The organism is Streptococcus mitis, assembly GCF_002096845.1.
Classification (GTDB): Bacteria; Bacillota; Bacilli; order Lactobacillales; family Streptococcaceae; genus Streptococcus; species Streptococcus mitis_A.
Genome location: NZ_NCVK01000045.1, coordinates 1 through 23,067 on the forward strand (window position 1 = coordinate 1; position 23,067 = coordinate 23,067).

26 protein-coding genes and 1 pseudogene are annotated in these 23,067 nt (G+C 37.6%); 12 read left to right on the forward strand and 15 right to left on the reverse strand.

The annotated features are described in order from the left end of the window. The first annotated feature begins 158 nt into the window (after positions 1 to 158). On the forward strand, positions 159 to 1,640 hold the full coding sequence (locus B7695_RS07105) for an ABC transporter substrate-binding protein (RefSeq protein WP_084890706.1): 1,482 nt from the start codon (positions 159 to 161) through the stop codon (positions 1,638 to 1,640). 269 nt (positions 1,641 to 1,909) lie between these two features. Here the strand turns inward: B7695_RS07105 and B7695_RS11485 are convergent, their stop codons facing one another. Next, the gene (locus B7695_RS11485; RefSeq protein WP_239822271.1) at positions 1,910 to 2,296 is read right to left on the reverse strand and encodes a hypothetical protein; all 387 of its coding nucleotides are present in this window, start codon (positions 2,294 to 2,296) and stop codon (positions 1,910 to 1,912) included. A 183-nt stretch (positions 2,297 to 2,479) separates the two neighbouring features. On the opposite strand from B7695_RS11485, the gene B7695_RS07115 reads away from it, so the two are divergent. From B7695_RS07115 to B7695_RS07125, 3 genes are read left to right on the forward strand one after another with little or no spacing between them, the layout of a single operon-like run. Continuing rightward, positions 2,480 to 2,827, forward strand: coding sequence for a LytTR family DNA-binding domain-containing protein (locus tag B7695_RS07115; protein ID WP_084890708.1), 348 nt, complete (start codon positions 2,480 to 2,482; stop codon positions 2,825 to 2,827). After that, on the forward strand, positions 2,824 to 3,573 hold the full coding sequence (locus tag B7695_RS07120) for a response regulator transcription factor (RefSeq protein WP_084890709.1): 750 nt from the start codon (positions 2,824 to 2,826) through the stop codon (positions 3,571 to 3,573). Before B7695_RS07115 ends, B7695_RS07120 begins: the two co-directional genes overlap by 4 nt. 3 nt (positions 3,574 to 3,576) lie before the next feature. Then, positions 3,577 to 4,911 carry a sensor histidine kinase gene (locus B7695_RS07125; protein WP_084890711.1) on the forward strand — a complete coding sequence of 445 codons (1,335 nt, stop codon included), beginning with the start codon at positions 3,577 to 3,579 and terminating at the stop codon, positions 4,909 to 4,911. 106 nt (positions 4,912 to 5,017) lie between these two features. Here the strand turns inward: B7695_RS07125 and blpC are convergent, their stop codons facing one another. From blpC to blpA, 3 genes are read right to left on the reverse strand one after another with little or no spacing between them, the layout of a single operon-like run. Continuing rightward, positions 5,018 to 5,158 carry a quorum-sensing system pheromone BlpC gene (gene blpC / locus B7695_RS07130; RefSeq protein ID WP_084890713.1) on the reverse strand — a complete coding sequence of 47 codons (141 nt, stop codon included), beginning with the start codon at positions 5,156 to 5,158 and terminating at the stop codon, positions 5,018 to 5,020. A 56-nt stretch (positions 5,159 to 5,214) separates the two neighbouring features. After that, complete coding sequence (blpB, locus tag B7695_RS07135) at positions 5,215 to 6,576, reverse strand: peptide export ABC transport accessory protein BlpB (RefSeq protein ID WP_084890715.1); 1,362 nt, start codon at positions 6,574 to 6,576, stop codon at positions 5,215 to 5,217. A 10-nt stretch (positions 6,577 to 6,586) separates the two neighbouring features. Then, a complete protein-coding gene (gene blpA, locus B7695_RS07140) occupies positions 6,587 to 8,740 on the reverse strand; it encodes a peptide cleavage/export ABC transporter BlpA (RefSeq protein WP_084890717.1) in 2,154 nt (717 codons plus the stop codon). A 303-nt stretch (positions 8,741 to 9,043) separates the two neighbouring features. Between blpA and B7695_RS07145 the strand changes: the two genes are divergently transcribed. The 7 genes and pseudogenes from B7695_RS07145 to B7695_RS07180 all read left to right on the forward strand — a co-directional run bounded on the left by B7695_RS07145 (position 9,044) and on the right by B7695_RS07180 (position 13,286). Further along, entirely contained in the window at positions 9,044 to 9,277 is a 234-nt protein-coding gene (locus B7695_RS07145) for a bacteriocin-type signal sequence (protein WP_084890719.1), read from the forward strand. 35 nt (positions 9,278 to 9,312) lie between these two features. Further along, positions 9,313 to 9,669: a hypothetical protein gene (locus B7695_RS07150; RefSeq protein WP_084890721.1), complete on the forward strand. Its 357-nt coding sequence runs from the start codon at positions 9,313 to 9,315 to the stop codon at positions 9,667 to 9,669. A 229-nt stretch (positions 9,670 to 9,898) separates the two neighbouring features. Then, on the forward strand, positions 9,899 to 10,090 hold the full coding sequence (locus B7695_RS11740; protein ID WP_345788998.1) for a bacteriocin class II family protein: 192 nt from the start codon (positions 9,899 to 9,901) through the stop codon (positions 10,088 to 10,090). A 60-nt stretch (positions 10,091 to 10,150) separates the two neighbouring features. Next, a pseudogene (locus B7695_RS07165) lies at positions 10,151 to 10,820 on the forward strand (lysostaphin resistance A-like protein). Between the two features lie 69 nt (positions 10,821 to 10,889). Continuing rightward, the gene (locus B7695_RS07170) at positions 10,890 to 11,186 is read left to right on the forward strand and encodes a bacteriocin immunity protein (RefSeq protein WP_192855753.1); all 297 of its coding nucleotides are present in this window, start codon (positions 10,890 to 10,892) and stop codon (positions 11,184 to 11,186) included. A gap of 131 nt (positions 11,187 to 11,317) precedes the next feature. Continuing rightward, positions 11,318 to 12,304 carry an oxygen-dependent tRNA uridine(34) hydroxylase TrhO gene (trhO, locus tag B7695_RS07175; RefSeq protein ID WP_084890727.1) on the forward strand — a complete coding sequence of 329 codons (987 nt, stop codon included), beginning with the start codon at positions 11,318 to 11,320 and terminating at the stop codon, positions 12,302 to 12,304. A 121-nt stretch (positions 12,305 to 12,425) separates the two neighbouring features. Next, positions 12,426 to 13,286 (forward strand): DUF4299 family protein, encoded by an 861-nt coding sequence (locus B7695_RS07180; RefSeq protein ID WP_084890729.1) that lies wholly within the window; start codon positions 12,426 to 12,428, stop codon positions 13,284 to 13,286. A gap of 224 nt (positions 13,287 to 13,510) precedes the next feature. On the opposite strand, the gene B7695_RS07190 is transcribed toward B7695_RS07180, so the two are convergent. The 5 genes from B7695_RS07190 to B7695_RS07210 form a co-directional block, all read right to left on the reverse strand. After that, a complete protein-coding gene (locus B7695_RS07190) occupies positions 13,511 to 14,575 on the reverse strand; it encodes a DUF6574 domain-containing protein (RefSeq protein ID WP_084890731.1) in 1,065 nt (354 codons plus the stop codon). Positions 14,576 to 14,632: 57 nt separating this feature from the next. Next, positions 14,633 to 15,547: a DUF4097 family beta strand repeat-containing protein gene (locus tag B7695_RS07195; protein WP_084890733.1), complete on the reverse strand. Its 915-nt coding sequence runs from the start codon at positions 15,545 to 15,547 to the stop codon at positions 14,633 to 14,635. After that, positions 15,540 to 16,133 (reverse strand): DUF1700 domain-containing protein, encoded by a 594-nt coding sequence (locus tag B7695_RS07200; RefSeq protein WP_020902112.1) that lies wholly within the window; start codon positions 16,131 to 16,133, stop codon positions 15,540 to 15,542. The genes B7695_RS07195 and B7695_RS07200 overlap by 8 nt, the downstream gene beginning before the upstream one ends. Next, the gene (locus tag B7695_RS07205; protein ID WP_000273858.1) at positions 16,120 to 16,446 is read right to left on the reverse strand and encodes a PadR family transcriptional regulator; all 327 of its coding nucleotides are present in this window, start codon (positions 16,444 to 16,446) and stop codon (positions 16,120 to 16,122) included. Before B7695_RS07205 ends, B7695_RS07200 begins: the two co-directional genes overlap by 14 nt. A gap of 138 nt (positions 16,447 to 16,584) precedes the next feature. Then, the gene (locus B7695_RS07210; RefSeq protein WP_084890736.1) at positions 16,585 to 17,751 is read right to left on the reverse strand and encodes a CynX/NimT family MFS transporter; all 1,167 of its coding nucleotides are present in this window, start codon (positions 17,749 to 17,751) and stop codon (positions 16,585 to 16,587) included. 154 nt (positions 17,752 to 17,905) lie between these two features. Between B7695_RS07210 and B7695_RS07215 the strand changes: the two genes are divergently transcribed. After that, the gene (locus tag B7695_RS07215) at positions 17,906 to 18,736 is read left to right on the forward strand and encodes a glycosyltransferase (protein WP_084890738.1); all 831 of its coding nucleotides are present in this window, start codon (positions 17,906 to 17,908) and stop codon (positions 18,734 to 18,736) included. A 71-nt stretch (positions 18,737 to 18,807) separates the two neighbouring features. Here B7695_RS07215 and B7695_RS11660 read toward each other — a convergent pair whose 3' ends face one another. The 6 genes from B7695_RS11660 to ldcB form a co-directional block, all read right to left on the reverse strand. Further along, entirely contained in the window at positions 18,808 to 18,933 is a 126-nt protein-coding gene (locus B7695_RS11660) for a hypothetical protein (protein WP_261061026.1), read from the reverse strand. Positions 18,934 to 19,077: 144 nt separating this feature from the next. Further along, positions 19,078 to 19,590 carry an adenine phosphoribosyltransferase gene (locus tag B7695_RS07225; protein ID WP_001049318.1) on the reverse strand — a complete coding sequence of 171 codons (513 nt, stop codon included), beginning with the start codon at positions 19,588 to 19,590 and terminating at the stop codon, positions 19,078 to 19,080. 85 nt (positions 19,591 to 19,675) lie between these two features. Further along, complete coding sequence (locus tag B7695_RS07230; protein WP_084890740.1) at positions 19,676 to 20,434, reverse strand: class I SAM-dependent methyltransferase; 759 nt, start codon at positions 20,432 to 20,434, stop codon at positions 19,676 to 19,678. A gap of 429 nt (positions 20,435 to 20,863) precedes the next feature. Beyond that, complete coding sequence (gene rplA, locus B7695_RS07235; RefSeq protein WP_001085675.1) at positions 20,864 to 21,553, reverse strand: 50S ribosomal protein L1; 690 nt, start codon at positions 21,551 to 21,553, stop codon at positions 20,864 to 20,866. 97 nt (positions 21,554 to 21,650) lie between these two features. Then, complete coding sequence (gene rplK / locus B7695_RS07240; RefSeq protein WP_001085807.1) at positions 21,651 to 22,076, reverse strand: 50S ribosomal protein L11; 426 nt, start codon at positions 22,074 to 22,076, stop codon at positions 21,651 to 21,653. 273 nt (positions 22,077 to 22,349) lie between these two features. Next, positions 22,350 to 23,066, reverse strand: coding sequence for an LD-carboxypeptidase LdcB/DacB (gene ldcB, locus B7695_RS07250; RefSeq protein ID WP_084890742.1), 717 nt, complete (start codon positions 23,064 to 23,066; stop codon positions 22,350 to 22,352). Position 23,067 lies beyond the last annotated feature (1 nt).

Below are 23,067 nucleotides of genomic sequence, written 5' to 3' on the forward strand. Positions count from 1 at the left end.
AACAGTGTTTTGAGCTGACTTCGTCAGTTCTATCTGCAACCTCAAAACAGTGTTTTGAGCAACCTGCGGCTAGTTTCCTAGTTTGCTCTTTGATTTTCATTGAGTATAAGGTCATTACATTGTTTATAAGTTTAAAAATAAAAAAAGGAGTTTTTGTCATGAAAAACTGGAAAAAATATGCTTTTGCATCTGCTAGTGTAGTCGCTTTGGCTGCTGGTCTCGCTGCTTGTGGAAACCTTTCAGGTAACAAAAAAGCTGCTGACTCAGCTTCAGGTGATAAGACTGTTATCAAAATGTACCAAATCGGTGACAAACCAGATAACTTGGATGAATTGTTAGAAAATGCTAACAAAATCATCGGTGAAAAAGTTGGTGCTAAATTGGATATCCAATATCTTGGATGGGGTGACTATGATAAGAAAATGTCAGTTATCACATCATCTGGTGAAAACTACGATATCGCATTTGCATCTAACTATGTTGTAAATGCTCAAAAAGGTGCTTATGCTGACTTGACAGAATTGTACAAAAAAGAAGGTAAAGACCTTTACAAAGCACTTGACCCAGCTTACATCAAAGGTAACAGCATTAACGGTAAAATTTACGCAGTTCCAGTTGCAGCCAACGTTGCATCATCTCAAAACTTCGCCTTCAACGGAACTCTTCTTGCTAAATATGGTATCGATATTTCAGGTGTCACTTCATACGAAACACTTGAACCAGTCTTGAAACAAATCAAAGAAAAAGCTCCAGATGTAGTGCCATTTGCGGTTACTAAGAACTTCATTCCATCTGATAACTTTGACTACCCAGTTCCAAATGGACTTCCATTTGTTATCGACCTTGAAGGGGACACTACTAAGATCGTAAACCGTTACGAAGTACCTCGTTTCAAAGAACACTTGAAGACTCTTCACAAATTCTATGAAGCTGGATACATTCCAAAAGACGTAGCAACAAGCGATACTTCATTTGACCTTCAACAAGATACTTGGTTCGTTCGTGAAGAAACAGTAGGACCAGCTGACTACGGTAACAGCTTGCTTTCACGTGTTGCGAACAAAGATATCCAAATCAAACCAATTACTAACTTCATCAAGAAAAACCAAACAACACAAGTTGCTAACTTTGTCATCTCAAACAACTCTAAGAACAAAGAAAAATCAATGGAAGTGTTGAACCTCTTGAACACTAACCCAGAACTCTTGAACGGTCTTGTTTACGGTCCAGAAGGCAAGAACTGGGAAAAAATTGAAGGTAAAGAAAACCGTGTTAAAGTCCTTGATGGCTACAAAGGAAATACTCACATGGGTGGATGGAACACTGGTAACAACTGGATTCTTTACATCAATGAAAACGTCACAGACCAACAAATCGAAGATTCTAAAAAACAATTGGCTGAAGCTAAAGAATCTCCAGCGCTTGGATTCATCTTTAACACTGACAATGTGAAATCTGAAATCTCAGCTATCTCTAACACAATGCAACAATTCGATACAGCTATCAACACTGGTACTGTAGACCCAGACAAAGCTATTCCAGAATTGATGGAAAAATTGAAATCTGAAGGTGCCTACGATAAAGTATTGAATGAAATGCAAAAACAATACGATGAATTCTTGAAAAACAAAAAATCATAAGATCAATTGATTTCGTGTATTCATTCCTAATTCCTAAAAATTAAATCACTGTTTTCCTCAGGCTTATCTGGGGAAGGCAGTGATTTTTAATTTTCAAAGAACAGTATTTGTGTAGTTAATGGACTGATTTAGGTTGCTATGGCTAATCTGATTGATTACGTAAAAGTGGTTTTTTAAAGATATAGTATATTGAATCTAGAATAGTATGCCGCGATTGCTAAAACATTTCTAGGCATTAATTTGACTTTCCTAATCGATTTGTTCATATCTTATTTCAATTTGTTATAAATGCCATCTAAATATGAGTGAATTTCTTGTCGTATAGATTGTAAAGAATAATTTCTAGTTGTATCAACGACACCGAATATTCTGTAATGACTACGGAAAAGTTTATCATAATCAATATCACTCCCTATGATGATAATGTGGGCAAATTCAGAATGGAGTCGTATATCTTCGATATAAGAATACATTGTATCTGAAGATAAAAACATTGATTTTATGATAAAATAGGTAGTAGTGTTATAGAAATAGATGATACGCCTAGAGGCTATAATTCTAGTTTTTGTTGATATGTTTTCTTTAATATAAGAATTGATATCATTTGTGATGATGTATCCTAATAATGAAAAATGTAGAATTTGAATTGTATCCATATTTCTCCTCTTGCTATATCATATCAAAAACATCCGATAGAAGATATCGAAATCTTAGATTGTATAAATTTTAGCATGAAATGTTGAAAAATAACCATTTATGATAACTCAGATACCTTTTAAGATTTTTTCAATCATAGGATACTAGTTTTGATATGATATAGGAGAGTAAGGAGGAAAAATATGCAAGAATATATTTTAAGCCAAGGTAGAGCAGTTGTTAAAGTGCCTCATTCTAAGGTTTACTATGTGACAACACATCCTACGAAGGCACATGCTGTTATTTTTATTACAGCTGATGGAGTATTTGAGAAGTATATGAGCCTAGCTAAAGTTGAGGAAATGAGTCTGGGTAAATTGTTTAGGTGTCATAGAAAGTTTCTTGTGAACTTATCCAAAGTAATAGGATTGAAGTATGAAACGAAGACCATTTTATTTATGGATGAAAGAGTATCAGATATTATCTGCTCTAGAAGGTATTTTAAAACTGTAAAAGAAAGATGGTTAAATACAAAAGGAGACGAGAAATGAATATCTTTATATTAGAGGATGATTTTGTACAGCAAACTAGGATGGAAAATCTGGTGCATGATATTTTAGAGAAGAATAATTGGGAAATAAAGCACTGTGGTGTTTATGGTAAACCGAATCAATTGTTAGAAGATATGATTGAACGTGGAGGTCATCAACTTTTCTTTTTAGATATTGAAATTAAAAACGATGTTAGAAAAGGGTTAGATATTGCTTTGGAAATCAGAGATAGGGATCCAAATGCAGTCATTGTCTTTGTAACAACTCATTCAGAATTTATGCCTGTTAGTTTTCAATATCAAGTATCAGCTTTAGATTTTATTGATAAGGAATTACCTGAAAGTGCTTTTAGGGAACGTGTGGAAAAGGCAATCGCTTATGTTCACAAGAATAAACATCAACTAATGGCTGAAGATTCTTTTGTGTTTACAAATTCTAAAGCACTCGTTCAGGTTCCGTTTTCGGATTTGCTTTATATAGAAACGTCAATGATTCCTCATAAGCTAGTTCTTTATACTATGAGAGAAAGAATAGAGTTTTACGGTAAAATTTCTGATATATTGAGGCAAGAACCAAGATTGGTTCAGTGTCATCGTTCTTTTATTGTGAATCCTTATAATATCTCCTCAATAGATAAGGAAGAAAAACTAGTCTATTTGAAGAACGGGTCAAGTTGCCTAGTATCTAGGTTAAAAATGAGGGCATTGCTGAATATAGTTAAAGATTTACATGATAGTAAGGAGTAGTAAATGTCTTTTGTGTTAGTATCTTTGAATTTTTACATACTTTTATTTCTTCATGCAAAAATTTATGGCTATCAATTGACTATAAAGAGATCTTTAGAGTTATTGCTTTTCTATTTTTTATTAGAGTTTTTACTTTTCATCTTGATTAAGGTGTTCTATATCTCTGTTGTTATTACAGTACTAGATTATCCCATCTTTTTTATTATCTACACATTGTTGTTGGATAAAAAGAAATATAGTCTGATATCGACACTTTTTTATGCTCTGTTTCCTATCACATTTTGGTCGATTATCTATGATTTTTTTGTTGATTTTATTATTCCTAATTTTGCTAGTTTAACAGAAATATATGTTTATTACGATGCTACAATTTTCTCAATTTTAGCAAGTCTCCTATCTTTGCTTATAATAAAAGTTTTTCAGTATGATTTTAGCTATTTAAGAAGTAAAGTGTTGGATAAACATCTAGATCAAATAATGAGGCTTACTAATGCTGCAATGTTGGGGTATTTTCTCCTTATTCCTTTTATTGGTTACATTAAAAATAGTCTGAATTTATCTGTAAATCATTATCAAGGAGCTATAACTGCAATCTATTTCTTTTTATTTATCTATTTTGTCAATATACTGGACAGAAATGTACGTGAGGAATTGCAAAAAGATTTAGTACTTCAAAAAGAGATTCAACTTCAAAATCTTAATAGCTATAGTAAACAAGTAGAAGGGCTTTATCAAGAGGTTAGAAGCTTTAGGCATGATTATGCAAATATTTTAACAAGTTTAAAGATAGGGATAGATCGCAAAGATATTGATTTAGTTGCTCAAATTTATGACAGTGTCCTGAAAGATTCGGGGAAAAATTTAAAAGATACAAAATTTGATGTAGTGAGATTGAGAAACATAGAGGATTTATCCTTGAAGAGTTTATTAATCTCAAAATTATCCGAGGCTCAGAGTTTACTAGTGCCAGTTTCTTTGGAAATAGAAAAACCAATTGCTATCAAAAAGATTGAGGGAATTGATTTTTTAACAGTTGTTTCTATATTGTTAGATAACGCGATAGAGGCCGCTACAAGCGCCGCTATCGAGGAACCTCTAAGTGTTTGTTTTTTTGAAGATATGAGAAATAATAAGCAAGTTTTGATTATCCAAAATCCTACTCTAGATAGAGAGATTGATGTTACAAAAATATTTGAGAGAGGAATGTCATCTAAAGGGCAGAATAGAGGAGTTGGTTTGTCTAATGTTAATAGTATTTTAACGAAATACCCAAATATCATTCTAAAAACTACAAGTTCTAATTTTAGATTTAAACAAGTCTTAGAGATAGAAGTATAGGTTGGGATGGGTGACTTGTATCTTCTATAATCTTTTCATGCTAAAACGCATAGTATCAGTTCATTCTGAAATCTGATATTATGCGTTTTTATAATTCTATAGATTTTTATGGTTTGAAAGTAGTCCGTAATTTTAATGGTGTTATTATAGTTTCATATAGTTCTTCCCACAATCCTCCACCTGTAATTTGGTTGAGTTCGGTAGTTGTTAGTTCTTGAAATGAAGTTAGGTTTTGTTTCTTATCCATGTTACAATTCTCCTTTTTGATAAGATAATAAATAGTTATAGAGTGTTATCTGAAAATTAATCAGAATGGGTTAAAATTTTATCTTTGAAATAATCAAAATATGTTTTCTTTGCAGTTACACTAGTGACGCGACCTTGTAAGCCGTATTGGATGAGTTTACTATCCTCATTAGATAGTTTTGCAAGAGCGGTTAATTTAAAGAGATTACCTTGCTCTGTTCTGGTAGGAGTTTGATCAATTGTTTGAAGTTGACCGATGATGGTAATGCCGTGATTTCCAATCTTCTCCAGTTTTAATCTTACAGTTTGTCCTTTATCTAGTAGAGGTAGATAGTCAGAAGATACGTAGTAAGTGATTAGTACTTCTCTTGTATCTGTGATGACAGGGAATATTTGAGCAATTTCTGTACCAGTTGGAATTCTATTTTTACCTTCAAATTCGCTGTTCAGATGAACGATACCTTTACTTGGAGCGGTTAAAGTATTGTTTTCTAAGCGCTGTGTCGCTTGATCTAGTTGTACTTTTAATTCTGTTAATTGATTCTCCACGGTTAGTTGTTGCTGAGAAGCTGTCTGTAAAAACTGAGTGCGGAGTACTTCAATTTTAGTTTCTAAACTATTGTCATAAGTTGCTACACTTCCGATACCAGCTTGCTGAATTTTGAGGCTTGCGATAGATGATTCAAGACCTGCAATACTTTGATTAATTTGAGATAAAAATGGCTCCTCTGCAGTTCCTTGTGTTTGTCCTTGTGAGGCTACAAGATAACGATTCAAAATTGACTGGTGTGGATTGCTAGTTGGTAAGCGAGCCCTTTTATTTATGATAGCATCTCTCAACTCTTGATATTCTCCAATTTGTTGTTGAACTTTTGTAATTTCTTGTTCAATAGCTGATGAACTGCTATTGGCAAGATTGGCTTGATTTGAAACCTCAGTGTTAGTCTTTGTGATACCCAGTTCAATATCATGGGATTGTTTAGTAAAATTCCTAAAGGTATTATGGTAGCCAAATTCATCCTCGCCAGAAAAAAGATCAGTCGCTTTTTCTAAGCTTTGTTTCAAAATTCCAAGTCCTTCTTTTTGCTTCTCAAGTCTTTGTAATTGAGTTTCTAAGGCAGTTTTCTGACTTTCTTCCATTGTTTCAGAGTATTTGATGAGTAAGTCCCCTTTTTCAACTACTTGATTTGCCACTAAATGATTAGCAAGGATAGGATTATCACTTGTTGACTGAATAGATGCAATGACACTTGTAGGGGCGATTTCTCCTTGGGAAGTGACAGTAATTTCTTTTGTGGCAACAAGGGAGAAAATCAAGATGAAAGTAAGTAGTAATGAAAGAGGTATAATTAACACTGTCGCATAGTTATGGTAACGTCTCTGATAAAACTCGACGCTTCTAAAAAGATTAGGATTCATGACATTCTCCTTATTTATTGAACAGATGATGGTAGAAACCTTGCGCCTGCATTAACTCTTGGTGGCTACCAACTTCAATGATTTTCCCCTGGTCAAGAACAATGACACGGTTGGTTCGTTCGGCTATACTGAGACGATGGGCTACAAAGAGAATGGTTTTATCAGTTAGGGACATAAGATTATCTATAACTTTTTTCTCAGTCAAGACATCAAGACCGCTAGTAGCTTCATCTAGTATTAGAACAGGAGCTTTAGTTAAAAGAGCACGAGCGAGAGCGATTCGTTGCTTTTGTCCTCCTGATAGACCGGCTCCATCAGAGAGCTGAGTTTGATAGCCCATAGGCATTCTTTCAATGTCTTGACGGATTTCAGCTAATTCACAAGCTCTTAGAATATCTTCTTGGCTAATCATATGATTACCACCCAAGGTTAAGTTTTCCAAAATAGAGCCATTAAAGATATAGGCTTGTTGGGGTAGGTAATTAATATGACGGCGCAAGACTTTTTTATCAATGTTTTTAATATCCTGATGATTGATGGAAATATGTCCTTTGTAGGGTTCAAAGAAATTGACAATCATTTTGGCTAAAGTTGTTTTACCAGAACCACTAACTCCAACTAGGCTAACCTTATCTCCTTGTTTAATCGTGAGATTAATATCTGTTAAGGTATCTCGTCCAAAACCATACTTATAAGAAAGATCATCAAATTCAATATCGCCCATCAAAAAATGTGAATGAACAGGGTTTTCTTGAACTTGAAATTCAGATTCGACTAGATAGACTTCGTTCAAACGGTTATTAGCGACCTTCGCAGATTGGAGTTTGGTTTGGAGGTTGATAATATTTTCCATAGGAGTTGTAAAGTAAGAAAGAAGTGTGTTAAAGGTAATCAGCTGACCGATAGAAATTTTACTTGACATGACTAATTGAGCGCCAAACCATAGGATAAGGATATTCAGAACTAATTTTGTTCCCTGCTTTAAACTCGTTTGTAAAATAGAATATTTACTGAGCTTAAAGGATTTTTCCAAATAATCTACAAATTCGCTGTCTATATTTTGATAGCGATTTTCTTCACTCGTGAGCGACTTTATAGTTTCAATCCCGTTGATATCTTCAATGATGGCAGAGCTAACCATAGAATTACTTTGCATGACATCATGGTTCATTTTTTCGAAAGGCTTCATAAAAGAAAAGATGATGAACATGTATATAGGAATAGAAATAAGAGAAAGAAGGAAGAGATTAGAGTTTTGTGCCAGTAAGACGCCTCCTACAAGAATCAGAATAGAAACATCCAGAAAAAGAGAAAGAATGGTAGAAGCCAAGGCATCTATAATAGAGTTAGCATCTGTGAACCGTGAAATGATTTCTCCTGTACGACGTGTCGCAAAGAAAGACATAGGAAGTTCAAAAATATGGCGGATATAGGATAAAATCACATCAATGCTTAATCTCTGACTCAGAATAGTTAGGAGATAATCTCGGGAGAAACTCATGACTTGCTGGAGGATATAGGTTATAACCAGACCAACTGAGATGATTCCTAAAGTTGATTTCATCTGATTTGGAATGTATTCATCCAAGATTCCTTGGAGATAATAAGAACCACCGATATTGATAATAGTGACCAATAAGCTTGAGAGAACAATGTAAGCAATGAGAGATTTTTGTTTGAAAATCAGAGGAAGGAAGCTTAGTAGACCATTCTTTTTATCTTTATGGGGTTGATAGCTGGGTTTGGGAGCTATAAAAATAGCTACTCCAGTCCATTCAGAGAAAAAGCGTTCTTTTGACATTTTGGTGATTTTTACAGAAGGGTCAGGATCACCAATAACCAGATAGTCTTTCTTTGTTTGATAGACAACATAGTAATGTTGGAGTTTTCCTTCTTTGTTAACGTGAACGATAAATGGATAGGGGACATCACTCATGTCAAAGAGCGTTTTATCTGCTTGAACAGGTCTTGTTTCAAAGCCCATTTCATCAGCGGCTTTTACAATGCCAAGAGCAGTTGTCCCTTCCTTATTGGTCTTTGCAAGTTCTCTCAAGTGAGCTAGAGAAAAATCTGAACCATAGAATTTAGCAATCGAGGCTAAGGCAGCGACACCGCAGTCTCTAGCATCTATTTGAGGAACAAATGTACGTTTATAAGAAGTCATTGGCAATTCCTTTCATATAGTGGATAGGTCTATTATGCCAAACTTTACTAAAAAACTTCTTGCTAAATCGTAAATGGTATTTATATTGTCATGAACAGTAATTTTTATTAAGTAAGATTAAGCATTGCTTTTTATAGTTGATGATAGTATATATTAGTTTTAGGCTTTGATAAAATTTATTAAAAACATTTCGTGATGAAAAAAAGACATTTTATGATTTTAAAAAATGATATTAGTTAATTATGATATATTGATGTTGTCAAGGTTGCAACAAGACAAAAATAAAAAAAGGAGGTATTCATCATGAATACTCTAGTATTTGATACTTCAACATTTATGACACTTAGTCAAGAAGAGTTAATGGAAATTGAAGCAGGAGCCAATTGGGATCGTGTTTTTGGAGGCACCTCAGTTTATTTAGGGGCTACAATGGCTGTATTAATGACAAGTACTCCAATTGGTTGGGGGGCAGCAGCAGCTTATCTTGCTACATGTGCAGCATCAGGAGCTTATGTAGGCTACGGATTGGCAACATGATACTACCATAAAATATAGAATTCGAGGTGAAAACAGTGCGAAATAAGAGTTATTTTATCATTTGCTCTGCAATCGTGATACTCACTAATGTTCTAATGTTTTCTTTATTTAATAACGGCGAAGAGATTGGTTCAAATTTGTTTGTCATAGCAGTTACATTGATTTTATTACCATCGTTCTTATATTCAGTTGAAAAGCAAGGAACTTATTTTATCAGATTGGAATCATCAGGACTACTCTTAATGACTGCTTTATCTTTAATTCGTTTTGTTAATCGAATTGATAGAACACCTACTATCTTAAATTCTTTAATAGTTGTTCTAGCTTTGGGCTGTGGTATTGTCTTGATTAGTGCTTATATTGCAAGAATATATTTAAGCAAGAAGAAGTAAGAATAATTTCAGTTGTCTGTTACATTTATTATCTTTTTGTTTCTAGATTTCATTTTGTCAAGTTCCCTTAGGGCAAGTATGTTTTTCATGCTTGCTTTTTAAATTTTCTAACAATTCAAGATGTTTTGATGCCAATTAAATATTTTGATGAAAGAATAAAAAAATAGTGCTATACCAACAGTGAAAAGGTTGCAACAGGACAAAAATTAAAAATAAAAAGGATACAAAAATGATGGAGCAATTTGAAATTATGGATACTGAAATGCTTGATCATATAGAGGGTGGAGATGTATCTGATATTTATAGAGGGTATGCTTATCAGGGAAGTCCATTTGGTTCTTACCCTTCTATATTAAAAAATTCAGGTCCTTTTCCAGTAAGTGGATACTGTCCGCGTGGTTATCGTGACCTTGGTTATTAGGAGCAGGTTTTCATTTATGTGGAATATAGGCTGAAATATAAGAAATGAGGAAGAATTTCTATGAAAAAGTATCAACTTCTACTCAAAATAAGTGCAGTCTTCTCTTACTTATTTTTCGTATTTGGTCTTTCTCAGTTGACGCTTATTGTCCAAAATTATTGGCAATTTCGTCTGGATTCAAAATCTCTTGAGTTTGCTATTTAGCGGAGTCATGATTTGGATTCTGGTTAAGACAGGGTACGGCTATCTTTTTCGCATTCCAAGAAAAAAATGGCTTTGGTATTCGATTTTGACAATATTAGTGGTAGTGTTCCAGATTTCTTTTAACGTTCAGACAGCTAAACATGTTCAGTCAACTGCTGAAGGTTGGGCTGTATTGATCGGTTATAGTGGGACCAACTTTGCCGAGCTAGGTATCTATATAACTTTGTTCTTTCTGACTCCGCTTATGGAAGAGCTGATTTATAGAGGATTACTGCAACACGCCTTTTTTAAGCATTCGAGATTTGGCCTTGATTTGCTCCTTCCTTCCATTTTATTTGCTCTTCCTCATTTTTCAAGCCTGCCTAGTTTGTTAGATATCTTCGTCTTTGCAACATCTGGCATCATCTTTGCTAGTTTGACCCGCTATACCAAGAGCATTTATCCTTCCTATGCGGTGCATGTGATTAATAATATTGTAGCGACCTTGCCATTTTTGCTGACTTTTTTACACAGGATATTTGGGTAAAATGTTGGTACGAGAGTTAGGAATGATAGTTTATCAAATTTATAAGTGAGTTTCAGGAGGAAAATGAGAATGACACCATTAAAATGGTTTGCTGGAGGCAGAGAAAGGCGTTGTGAAGCCATGACTATCATAGATCACCTACTGGAAGGTATAAACAATACGCCTCAACTTGCTCCTTTGGAAAATCAGTTAGTGATTTATAAAAGACGATTAAAGGACGATGGAACCTCTGTTCCATTTATTCTAAGTCAAATGAATGTCGACATCTCACGTGTGTTGATTGACAATAAGCTGACTTTGTCAAAAAGTCAAGCTGAGCAGATTAAAAAATTGAGAGAATTATCAGCTATTCGCTATGGTTACTGATGAAGTGTAGGGACAGGACACCTTCTACAATTTCCAGTCAAATAAATTGCATTCGCTTTCTCAAGCAGGTATACTAGTATAGTTAGATGAAAAATTCTGAAAATTTAAGAATAGAAAAGAGAACAAATCTTATGGCAAAAGATATTCGTGTCTTACTTTACTACCTTTACACTCCAATTGAAAATGCAGAGCAATTTGCTGCAGACCACTTGGCTTTCTGTAAATCAATCGGCCTTAAAGGTCGTATCCTAGTCGCTGACGAAGGAATTAACGGAACAGTTTCAGGTAACTACGAAACAACTCAAAAATACATGGACTACGTTCACAGCCTCCCAGGCATGGAAGACCTCTGGTTCAAGATTGACGAAGAGAATGAACAAGCCTTCAAGAAGATGTTTGTTCGCTACAAGAAAGAAATTGTCCACCTTGGTTTGGAAGACAACGACTTTGACAACGACATCAACCCACTTGAAACAACAGGTGCTTACTTGTCTCCAAAAGAGTTCAAAGAAGCTCTTCTTGACGAAGATACAGTTGTCCTTGACACTCGTAACGATTACGAGTACGACCTAGGACATTTCCGTGGGGCTATCCGCCCAGATATCCGCAACTTCCGTGAGTTGCCACAATGGGTCCGTGACAACAAGGAAAAATTCATGGACAAGCGCGTCGTAGTTTACTGTACAGGTGGAGTTCGCTGTGAGAAATTCTCAGGCTGGATGGTTCGTGAAGGCTACAAAGATGTCGGCCAATTGCACGGAGGAATTGCAACTTACGGTAAAGACCCAGAAGTCCAAGGCGAGCTTTGGGATGGGAAAATGTACGTCTTTGACGAGCGTATTGCCGTAGATGTCAACCATGTCAACCCAACTATCGTAGGAAAAGACTGGTTTGACGGAACACCATGTGAACGTTATGTCAACTGTGGAAATCCATTCTGTAACCGTCGTATCTTGACATCAGAAGAAAATGAAGACAAGTACCTTCGTGGATGCTCACACGAGTGCCGTGTTCACCCACGTAACCGCTATGTTTCAGAAAATGAATTGACACAAGCTGAAGTTGTCGAGCGCCTAGCCACTATCGGTGAAAGCTTGGATCAAGCAGCTACTGTATAAGATTAAACAGTCCTTAGGGGCTGTTTTTCTATGCTTTTTACTCAAAAATCTAAAGTTTGTTTCTGTATCTTTCAGGAAAATAGGGTATACTATATGTAAACGATTTCAAAGGAGTTCAGTTATGACGAAAACATTTTTTATTCCAAATAAACAGAGCATTTTAGGAGAACAGGAAATTTTGACTGCCAAGTCTATCTTGGCCTTGGTGGATGGTTTGGAGTCACATAGCTATGATGCGGTTTATCTCCGTCAGCCTCTTAGCCGTCTTGAGTATATTGAGTGTGCGATAGTGGGACAATCACAATTTCTTTTTAAAGTCAGTTATGCTGATGATCAAAAGGCTTACCGTATTGATCTTCCTGACCTACTAACGAAGATAGACTGGCAGATCATCAAGTCATTTTTAGAAGCCCTACTTGCTTATACAGGAACTGAGATTGAAGGACTAGATGGTTTTGATTTTGAAGCTTATTTCCAAGCAAGTATTCAAGTTCATCTGGCAGACACTACAGCCCGTTTTACTATTTGCCAAGGAATTTTTAATCCTGTTTTCTTTAGTCCTGAGGACTTGAAAAGCTTTTTAGAGGAAGAGGGCTTGGCACAGTTTGAAGCGCGTGTGCGTGCGCTTCAAGAGACGGATGCTTACTTTGCAAGAGTTTCCTTCTATCAGGATGGAGAAGGTCAAGTGCACGGTGTTTACCATCTGGCTCAAGGGGTCAAGACCGTTTTACCGAGAGAACCATTTGTTCCTGCAGCCTATATGGAGCAATTGGTGGATAAGGAAGTGCAGTGGGAGATTGACTTGGTTCAAATCACAGGAGACGGCTCTAAACCAGAAGACTATGAAGCTATCGCTCGCTTGGACTATGAAAGATTCTTAGAGTCACTACCATCAGAATCTTACCACCAACTAGATGCCAATCAACTAGAAGTACAACCCATCTTAGACAAAGATTTTAAAACATTAGCACAAGAAAAGTAAAGCAGAAGCAGGTCAATCGACTTGCTTTTTTGACATAGAAAAAATCCTGCCATGAAAGACAGGATTGCTACTCAATGAAAATCAAAGAGCAAACTAGGAAGCTAGCCGCAGGCTGCTCAAAACACTGTTTTGAGGTTGTAGATAAGACTGACAAAGTCAGGAATATATATCTACGGTAAGGCGAAGCTGACGTGGTTTGAAGAGATTTTCGAAGAGTATGAAGTTTAAAGAAAGGCCAAGATACGAAGATAATCCCCAATCAGTGCCACTTCAGCTACAAAGAAGAGGAGGATAATAACTCCGTTTACAAGGACAGACAAGAATAACTGATAGAAGGAGTCGGTTTCACTTGCTTGACTTGGCCTTGTAATGATATGGAGACTAGCGAGCAGAATGATTCCAATGCTAATCACACACAAGAGGGCTGTAAATCGTAGGCTATCAAAGAAGGCAAAGAAACTAGCAATAGCAGTGAGGAAGATTGGAATTGCCAAGAGTTGACTATATTGTTGGAGAACCTTTTCTAGCGTCCAGTCCTTTTCTTGGTAGATAAATCGTCTCACGACGAAACTACCCAAGAGGAATGAAAAGAAGAAGAGTGTTGTTGCTACTAGGATAGAGATAATCGAAAAGAGATTTAATGAAGCAAATTGTTCAGGGAAGTGGCTGTTTATAGTTGCTATATGTCCATAGTAAGCATGTTTGATGTGGTAGATACTAAAGAAAAAGGAAGATGCAGAACACAGAATGAGCAAGAGAAAGGCTGTGTAGCTGTGTGTGCTACTTGTTTCAAGCTTGCTTGTAGGAGATTTGAGAGCCTCCACTAGCCAAGACCAAAAATCAAGCGCTTGCTCTTTCCATCTATCCGTAGATTTTGGAGCTTGGTCGGGGATATAGGGACTTTCTAAGGATTGACTGATAAGAAGGGGCTCTTTCGTGGTTGGTTTTTGCTGAGGAAGTGCTTCTTGACTCTCTTCAGCTATAGTGACTTTTTCTGTTGCTTTAGAAAGGTCTTGCTCTTCCTCAGTAGAGTCTAATGCTTTCTTTTCTTCTATTTCTGTTCTCGCTTCACTGTCTTCAGGAGCTTCGATTTTCTCTTCTTGCTGGCTTTCCAGTTCGACTTTAGCTTGAGAGACTTCCTCCTCTGACTGAGTATTTTTTTCAATTGCTGTATCGAGATCGGCTATCGTTTCTTCAGCCTTGTCTACAACATCTTGGGCTTGTTCATCAGGCTTGTTCTTGCTTGTTGTTTTTACAAAATCATTACTTTCAAACCATTCTTGTTTCATGGTAGAACCTCCTTTTTAGTGGGTTATGTGTCATAGTGGTCGATATAAATAGGTTTATTAAGGTCTGTTAGCTGTAGTTTCAAGACTAATATAATCATCAGCCTTAGCGATGAGTTGACCTTTTGCATCAGTTTTTTCAGTTTTGTAAGGGTTGCTTAATTCGTTGGGGTGGCGTTGACTCTCATCTCTCGATAACTGATAAATAGGACCATGGTGACTCGAGAGGTCTAAGTTAATTTCTTGGCTTTCTTTTTGAGTTAGCATGATACTGAGCGCATTTTTAGAAGATAGTTCTACTTTACCATATACTTTAATATTTTCAGCGTGGAAGTGCTTATCTGTTGACTCTAGCTGACTATCTGTAAGGTCTGTATCAAAGATATTAATGATATTAGGGGTTGTGAGTTTACTATTTTTGATACGACTTCCTTCAATTCGGAGGAGATAGCCATTATTGGTATTGAGGGTCGCATTTTCAAGACTAGCATTGATGATGGTAGTTTGACCGCGATTGGCTGAGATGTTGATTCCTTTTAGACTTCTCCCTTTTGGCAATTGGAGAATAACTTCTTCAAAACGACGAGAGTAGCTACTTGCGATATGGAGAATCCCGCCAATTCCAGAAGAGAGAAACGGACTTTCAGACAGTTTCTTATCAGTGAGGCTCAGCGTTTTATCGTTTTGATTTGTGACAAGATCATGGTGAGCAGAAAGAGATGGATGGTAAGAAATGTGGATTTGATCATCGAAAGAGTCTGTGATGGTCAGTGCGTGTTGATGGAGAGTAATCTCTAGGTTTTCGACTTCCTTGCCAAAGGTCAGCTCTTCCATCCGACTATCATAGACAGGCTCCTTGGACATGGCAAGTAGGCTCTTAATCCCGTCAGATTGGATGCCTACAAAAAGCAAGATAAAGCCGATAACGGTAGTCACCACACCAAAAATGAGAAATCCTTTTGTCAATTTACGCATGCTGGTCACCTCTCTTTCCTTTTTTAAGAACAAATTGCACCAGGCGAACAATGAGTAAGCCGAAGAAGCGAGCTACATAGGAAATACCTAGTAAAACCAGCGAAGAAGCACCGATAGCCAGTAAACCAGAACCAAAAATCAAGATAAAGGCTGATTTAGCTTGGGCTAAGACAGTGAAACTTTCAACTAAAAATAGGAATCCGCCGATGATACCTAGTATGGAAACCGCAAAGAAAGCCAGAATAACAGTCAAAGCAGCCACAAGGATTCCGAACAGAGCCACGAGGATGGCGATTCCCAGAGGAATGCCGATGGGTGCTGCAAGGAGAGCTAACAAGGCGATATGCAAAATTTGTCGGTTATTCTTTTGAGCGGGTGCTTCATTGATTTTTTTATCGAGAAGATTGGAGAGAACTTCGTGGGCCGCTTCTTTGGGAGTTCCCAAGCTAGCGATGAGTTCTTCTTCTCCTTCGACTCCAGCATCGTCAAAGAGTTCCCTGAAATAGTCCATGGCTTCAATTTGGTCAGCCTGAGGCAGTTTTTTGAGATAAAGTTCTAGCTGAGTCAGGTATTCAGTTCTTGTCATGGCGGATACTCCCTTCTATGATGCCATTGATGGTGTCTGTATAAAGTGCCCATTCATCTTTTAGGGTCACGAGCTGTTCTATACCACCATTTGTCAAGGAGTAGTATTTGCGCATGCGACCTTGGAACTCTCTAGAATAGGTTGTCAGAAAGCTATTGCCCTCCAATTTTTTGAGAATGGGATAGAGTGTAGATTCTTTGATATTAGCGATCAGCTTAATGGTTTGGCTAATCTCATAACCATAAGAATCATCCTGCTCCAGTACGGCCAAGATGAGAAATTCAATCAAGGCAGAGGATGTTGGAAAGTACATGGGGAACCTCCTTTTCTAATGTGTAAGATTTTTATATATAATTTTTCTACACATACATTGTACATCTAAATGAAAGCCCTGTCAAGAAAAATGTGTAAAATTTTTATATATAAAAAACTTCTAGGCAAAACTAGAAGTTTAGAGGATTTTATCAGCTCTGTCCACTGTAAAGAGGGCCACAGTCATCAGGATATCGACGAGTAAGAGGGCAGCTACAGCTGGTACCCAAGAGTGAAAAAGATTAAAACTGTAACCAAAGAGAGTCGGCCCAAAGGCTGCTAGGATATAGCCTCCTGTTTGAGATAGGCCGGACAATTGGGCTGTCTTTTCAGGAGCGCTTGTCTTGAGTGAAAAGTTGACCATGAGATAAGGGAAAAGGGCGCTGGTTGCGGTTCCGATGAGGAGATGGATGGCAAGCCAGTAAAAGAAATGACCGATTGGGAAAAAGAGCATGGAAATGCCGACAACACCAGCTAGTGAAACCAGAGTGAGCATGAGCTGACGGTTGCGAGTTGACAAGCTGGTTGTCAGGCTTGGGATGGTCATTGAAAAAGGGATGCTAATCAGAGAGAAGATAGAGGTCAGCAAGCCAGCTTCGTGACTGGATAGGCCTGCATGGATAGCCATGGTAGGTAGCCAGGTCATAGCTGTGTAAAAGAGCAAGGATTGAAAACCGGCAAAGACAATCACTGCCCAGACCTGTTTATTATGCATGACCTTTGTTTTGCTTTTTTGTTTGGTTTGCGGAGCCAGTTTGTGATTGTAGCGGTGATTTGGGAGCCATACTAAAAAAGTTGCTAGACAGAGCAGGGTGAGGAGGATGATAAGTCCTTTCCAAGAACTGGCTTGTGTAATAGGCACAGCCAGATAGGAAGCCAGAGCCGTCGCAATCCCCATAGAGGTTACATATAAGGTGGTCAGAAAACCAATTTTCTTTGGTTGATTGGCTTGGATAAGACTAGGAAGCAGAACATTGATGACTGCGATACTTGCCCCAACCATCAAGGTTCCTAGATAGAGCAGGGGCAGATTGATTAGTCGAATCAGAGAACCGATGGTCAAGAAGAAAAGGCTGTAGGTGAAGAGATGCTCCAAGCCGATTTTCTGAGCCAGTCGGGTAGAAAAGAGCGAGAAGAGGGTAAACATGAGGAGAGGAAGGCTGGTCAAGACACCAAGCGAACTAACTTCTACTCCCAGCCCTTGCGAAATATCTCCCAAAATAATGGGTAAAACAGTAAAAGGAGTCCGCAAGGAAACACCAATCAGGATAATACCTGGAACAAAAAAGAGTGATTGCTTTTTCATATAATACCTCTTCTAGCTGATTTTAATAACAGCTTATTTTAAGGCTTTTTCCCTATAATGTCAAGTAAGGTTTTGGGCTTTCAAGATAAAAATGGGAAAGTCTTGAAAATTATGATAAAATAGTGGAAGGAAATCTATACATTGGAGAAAAACTGTGTCTGAAAAGCAAAAAATCAGCGTATTGATGTCGGTCTATATCAAGGAAAATCCGACATTTTTAAAGGATGCTATTGAGAGTGTTCAAAATCAGACCCTGAAACCGAGCGAATTGGTTCTGGTTGAGGATGGGCCTTTGACACCTGAGCTCTATCAAGTATTAGACCAGCTTGAAGCTGAGTCTGATATTCCAGTGAAACGCTATCCTCTTGAGCAGAATCAAGGTTTGGGTCTGGCTCTTCGACAGGGTGTTTTGCAGTGTCAGTACGATATCATCGCTCGTATGGATACAGATGATATAGCTGTTCCAGACCGTTTTGAGAAACAGGTTCAGCTAATGGAGAAGGACAAGCTCGACCTATTAGGTGGACATATTGCAGAGTTTATTGACAATCCTGATGAGATTGTTTCTTACCGTCGTGTTCCAACCCAGCATGCAGATATTGTAGCTTATCAAAGAATGAGAAGTGCCTTTAACCATATGACAGTCATGTTCAAGAAGGACATAGTTCTCAAGGCAGGCAACTATGAGGATGGCCTTTATATGGAGGATGACCTCCTCTGGCTCAATATGATTGCTGCAGGAGCCAAGACTGGAAATCTGGATCAAATCTTGTGTCAGGTTCGTGTCGGAGCAGGAATGTTTGAGCGTCGTGGGGGACTGCGTTACCTCAAACTCTATCGTCAAGCTCGTCAGCGCATGCTGAAGAGAGGGCAAATTTCTTACAGAGAGTACGCCAAGAGTGTTGCGATTCAGATGGTTGTTGCCCTTTGTCCAGGATTTGTCAGGCAGTTTATTTTTATGAAGCTGTTACGAAAAAGCAATTAAAAGATTGTAGCAAATCGTAAACTTTAGAAAAAGTGTTATAATAACAATATAATGCTCTTCGAAAATCAAATTCAAACCGCGTCAACGTCGCCTTGCCGTATGTGTAGGATACTGACTACGTCAGTTCCATCTACAACCTCAAAACAGTGTTTTGAGCAACCTGCGGCTAGTTTCCTAGTTTGCTCTTTGATTTTCATTGAGTATGAAACTAAATCTCAAACACTTAGTCCTTTTATTATACTGCAAGAAGATATAGTTTTCAATTATACTTTTTCTCTAACTAGCTATAGTCTATTTTTATATCCTAATGTAGAGAAAACAGCCCTAGGGACTGTTTTTGATTAATAATGCATAAGAACCTTGTAATCGTAGTCACCGATTTTTTCACGGCCGTTCAATTCATCCAATTCAACAAGGAAGGCACAACCTGCTACAACACCACCAAGTTTTTCAATCATTTCGATAGTTGCCTTAACAGTTCCACCTGTTGCCAAGAGGTCATCTACGATAAGAACACGTTGACCTGGCTTGATGGCATCAGCATGCATAGTCAAGGTATCAACACCGTACTCTTTTTCATAGTCAGCAGAAATGACTTCACGTGGCAATTTACCTGGTTTACGAACAGGTGCAAAACCAATTCCCAACTCAAAGGCAACTGGACAGCCCACGATAAAACCACGAGCCTCAGGACCTACAATCATGTCGATTTTCTTGTCAGTAGCATACTGAACAATTTCACGAACAGCGTAGCTATAAGCATTCCCATCAGCCATCAAAGGACTAATATCACGGAAGGTAATCCCTTCCTTTGGATAATTTTCAATTGTTGCAATGTAATCTTTTAAATTCATCTTTTTCTTTCTTTCAAAGTTTTTACTCTCTATTATAGCATATTTTTTAAGAAAGAAAAAAGGAAAAGTTAACTTCAATGATTATCTAACGATTTGACGATTTATGACTAGCCATAGCAATAAAACCCAATTTCTGTTTATTCTTATTAAACATTTTATACATAGTTAAAAACTGCTTTCTATTCTCCTTTTTACAAGCATTTACACAAATTTTCAAGGTTCCTAGCCAACCCTCGTCATAAATCATACCCGATAATTTCATTAATGTCATTTCACCAGTCAATACTTTCACATCACGATAACCTGATTCTATCATCACCTGTTCCCAACCATCTTGAGTTAAAGGACCTACATTTACATGAATTGCTTGTGACAATTCCTGTCTGACAGACTCTTTAGCTTCCTTAAGAAGCACATCATGTGTCAATAAAAGACCTCCAGGTTTTAAAACCCTTAGATATTCCATTACACATTTTTTCTTAGCTTGATCGGCTTGCATAGTCAGCATAGCTTCGTTTATAACAATATCAAAACTAGCATCTTCATAAGGAAGTTTCATTGCATTTGCTCTTTCAAAACTGATCAAATGACCTACACCTGCCGTTTCAGCAGATTTTTTAGCCACTTCTAAGGCTTGAGCATCCATATCAACAGCAGTTATCTTACAACCAAAACGCTGTGCCAACTCAATTGCTGTAGTTCCCCTATTACACGCAACCTCTAGTATTCTCTTTTCTTTTGAAAATCCTCCTTCTGCAATTAACCAATCTGTAGCACGTTTTCCACCTGGACGTAAGCGTTTTTTCCCCAGTTTTGCTAAAAACTTATGACCTGCTTCTGACATTTGAACACCTCTGTTTTTTCTTCATTATAACATAAAATGATATTATCTGACAATTCTAATCTATTATTTGATAGACTAGAATCAAAAGCATACAAACCACCATGACTATAGCATAAATTTATTATTACCTCTCTAGTTCGAATTCAACTCCTCCCATCATTTACACATTCAGGTTACGATTATTTTTGTACTTTGGAATTACTCTCATCTTCATCCGCTCTACGAACCTCCACCTTTCTGTTCGTAGAGCTATGATTTCGCTATCCCTTCCTCTGCCGATTCTTATTTCCAGCGTCAGACTTGAGAATCGCTAACAGGTTCACTAATAGATGGCCCCAAAAGAGGAGTTGTACCTCAGATGAACGGAATGGACGTCGTACCTAAAAAAACGAGCACTTTCGTACTCGTTTTCTCTGTATAAACTACTGATTAAAGTGAGTTTACGTCAACTTTGATACCAACACCTTGAGTAGTTGTGATAGTCAAGTTTGTTACGTAAGTTCCTTTAGCTGTAGCTGGTTTTGCTTTTTGGATTGTTTCGTTGAAAGCTTTGAAGTTTTCAACCAATTTTTCAGCTTCAAATGATACTTTACCGATGATTGCTTGAACGTTACCTGCACGGTCAGCACGGTAAGTGATTTTACCACCTTTAGACTCTTCAACTGCTTTAGCAACATCCATAGTTACAGTACCAGTTTTAGGGTTTGGCATCAAGTTACGTGGTCCAAGGACACGTCCAAGACGTCCAACAAGAGCCATCATGTCAGGTGTTGCGATAACTACGTCGAAGTCCAACCAACCGTCGTTGATTTTAGCAACAAGGTCATCTTCACCAACAAAGTCTGCACCAGCAGCTTTTGCTTCTTCAGCTTTTGCACCACGTGCGAAAACAAGAACGCGTGAAGTTTTACCAGTACCGTTTGGCAATACCATTGCTCCACGGATTTGTTGGTCAGCTTTTTTAACGTCGATGTTCAAGTTGTAAGCAACTTCTACAGTTGCGTCAAATTTTGCAAAGTTTGTTTCTTTTGCAAGTGCTACAGCTTCTTCTACGCTGTATGCTTTTGTGCTGTCGATTTTCTCAAGAGCAGCACGAAGTTGTTTGCTTTTTTTAGCCATTTTCTATTCTCCTTGTAAGTGGTTCAATCGATTTTCATCTCCCACGTCACTCCTCGAAATGATGAAGTCTTGCGGGTTATATTGGGGGTGTTATTGATTAGTCAACAACAGTGAATCCCATAGAACGAGCAGTACCTTCGATCATACGCATTGCAGACTCTACGTTTGCTGCGTTCAAATCTGGCATCTTAGTTTCTGCAATTTCTTGTACTTGTGCACGAGTAACTGTAGCAACTTTAGTTTTGTTAGGTGTACCTGATCCTTTTTCAACACCTGCAGCTTTTTTCAAAAGAACAGCAGCTGGTGGTGTTTTAGTGATGAAAGTAAATGATTTATCTTCGTAAACTGAGATAACAACTGGAATGATCATACCAGCTTGGTCAGCTGTACGAGCGTTGAACTCTTTTGTGAATCCCATGATGTTGATACCAGCTTGACCAAGAGCAGGTCCAACCGGTGGAGCTGGTGTAGCTTTACCAGCAGGGATTTGCAATTTTACAAGTTTTTCGACTTTTTTAGCCATTTTTAAATCCTCCTTTGTGGTTTTGGCGGTAATTAGAGATTTTTACCTCCCACAAGTATGCTTTTCACATACCCATCTATTATACACTATTTATCTAGAATTGCAAGAGAAAAGTTTATTTTTTATACTCAATGAAAATCAAAGAGTAAACTAGGAAGCTAGCCGCAGGCTACTCAAAGTACAGCTTTGAGGTTGCAGATAAAACTGACGAAGTCAGTAACATACGCACGATAAGGCGACGCTGATATGGTTTGAAGAGATTTTCGAAGAGTATTAATCGACGTAATCTCCACCTTCAAATCCATAGTATTCTTCCAAACTGAGACCACTCTCAGCAATTTCTTTTGCTTCTTTTCCGACATAACGAAGGTGCCATTCCTCAGCCATATAGCCTGTTTCCTTTTCCTTGCCTTTGAGATAACGGACAACAAAACCATAATCAGCCGCATGATCCAAGAGCCATTGGGCCGCTTTTTCTTCTGTCACCAAACCACCATTTGTCCCAATCACATCAAAAGCCAAGCCTGTCTGGTGCTCGCTATAGCCAGGTCGAGCAGAATAACGGTCGGCAGCTTCTTTCCCATCTTGATTGACATAATCTTGATAGAGCTTGGTCTGAGTTTCATAACTTCTAAAACCACTGTAATGGTCGCTAATGGGGAAACCTGCCTCTTGCATAGCTTTGATGAGCTTGACCAACTCAGCCTTGGCTGTTGGATTTTCCCCTGGATTGTAGTCTTTCGACAATGGATAGTGTTTATTGGCTACGATGATTTCATCGTATTTCCCTTGAATGCTGTAATAGTCTCCTTTGTTAACCACTTCTGCTTTTTTCTGGGTAGCTCCTTGAGATTTACTGCCGACTGTTCCATCAGCTTTGGCTGTTTGTTCTGTCTTAGCTGCTCCATCTTCATTTTTTGATTTTTCTTGTGAACAAGCTGCTAGACTCAAGGCTAGCAAGGCTGTCAAGACAAGGTATCTTTTTTTCATT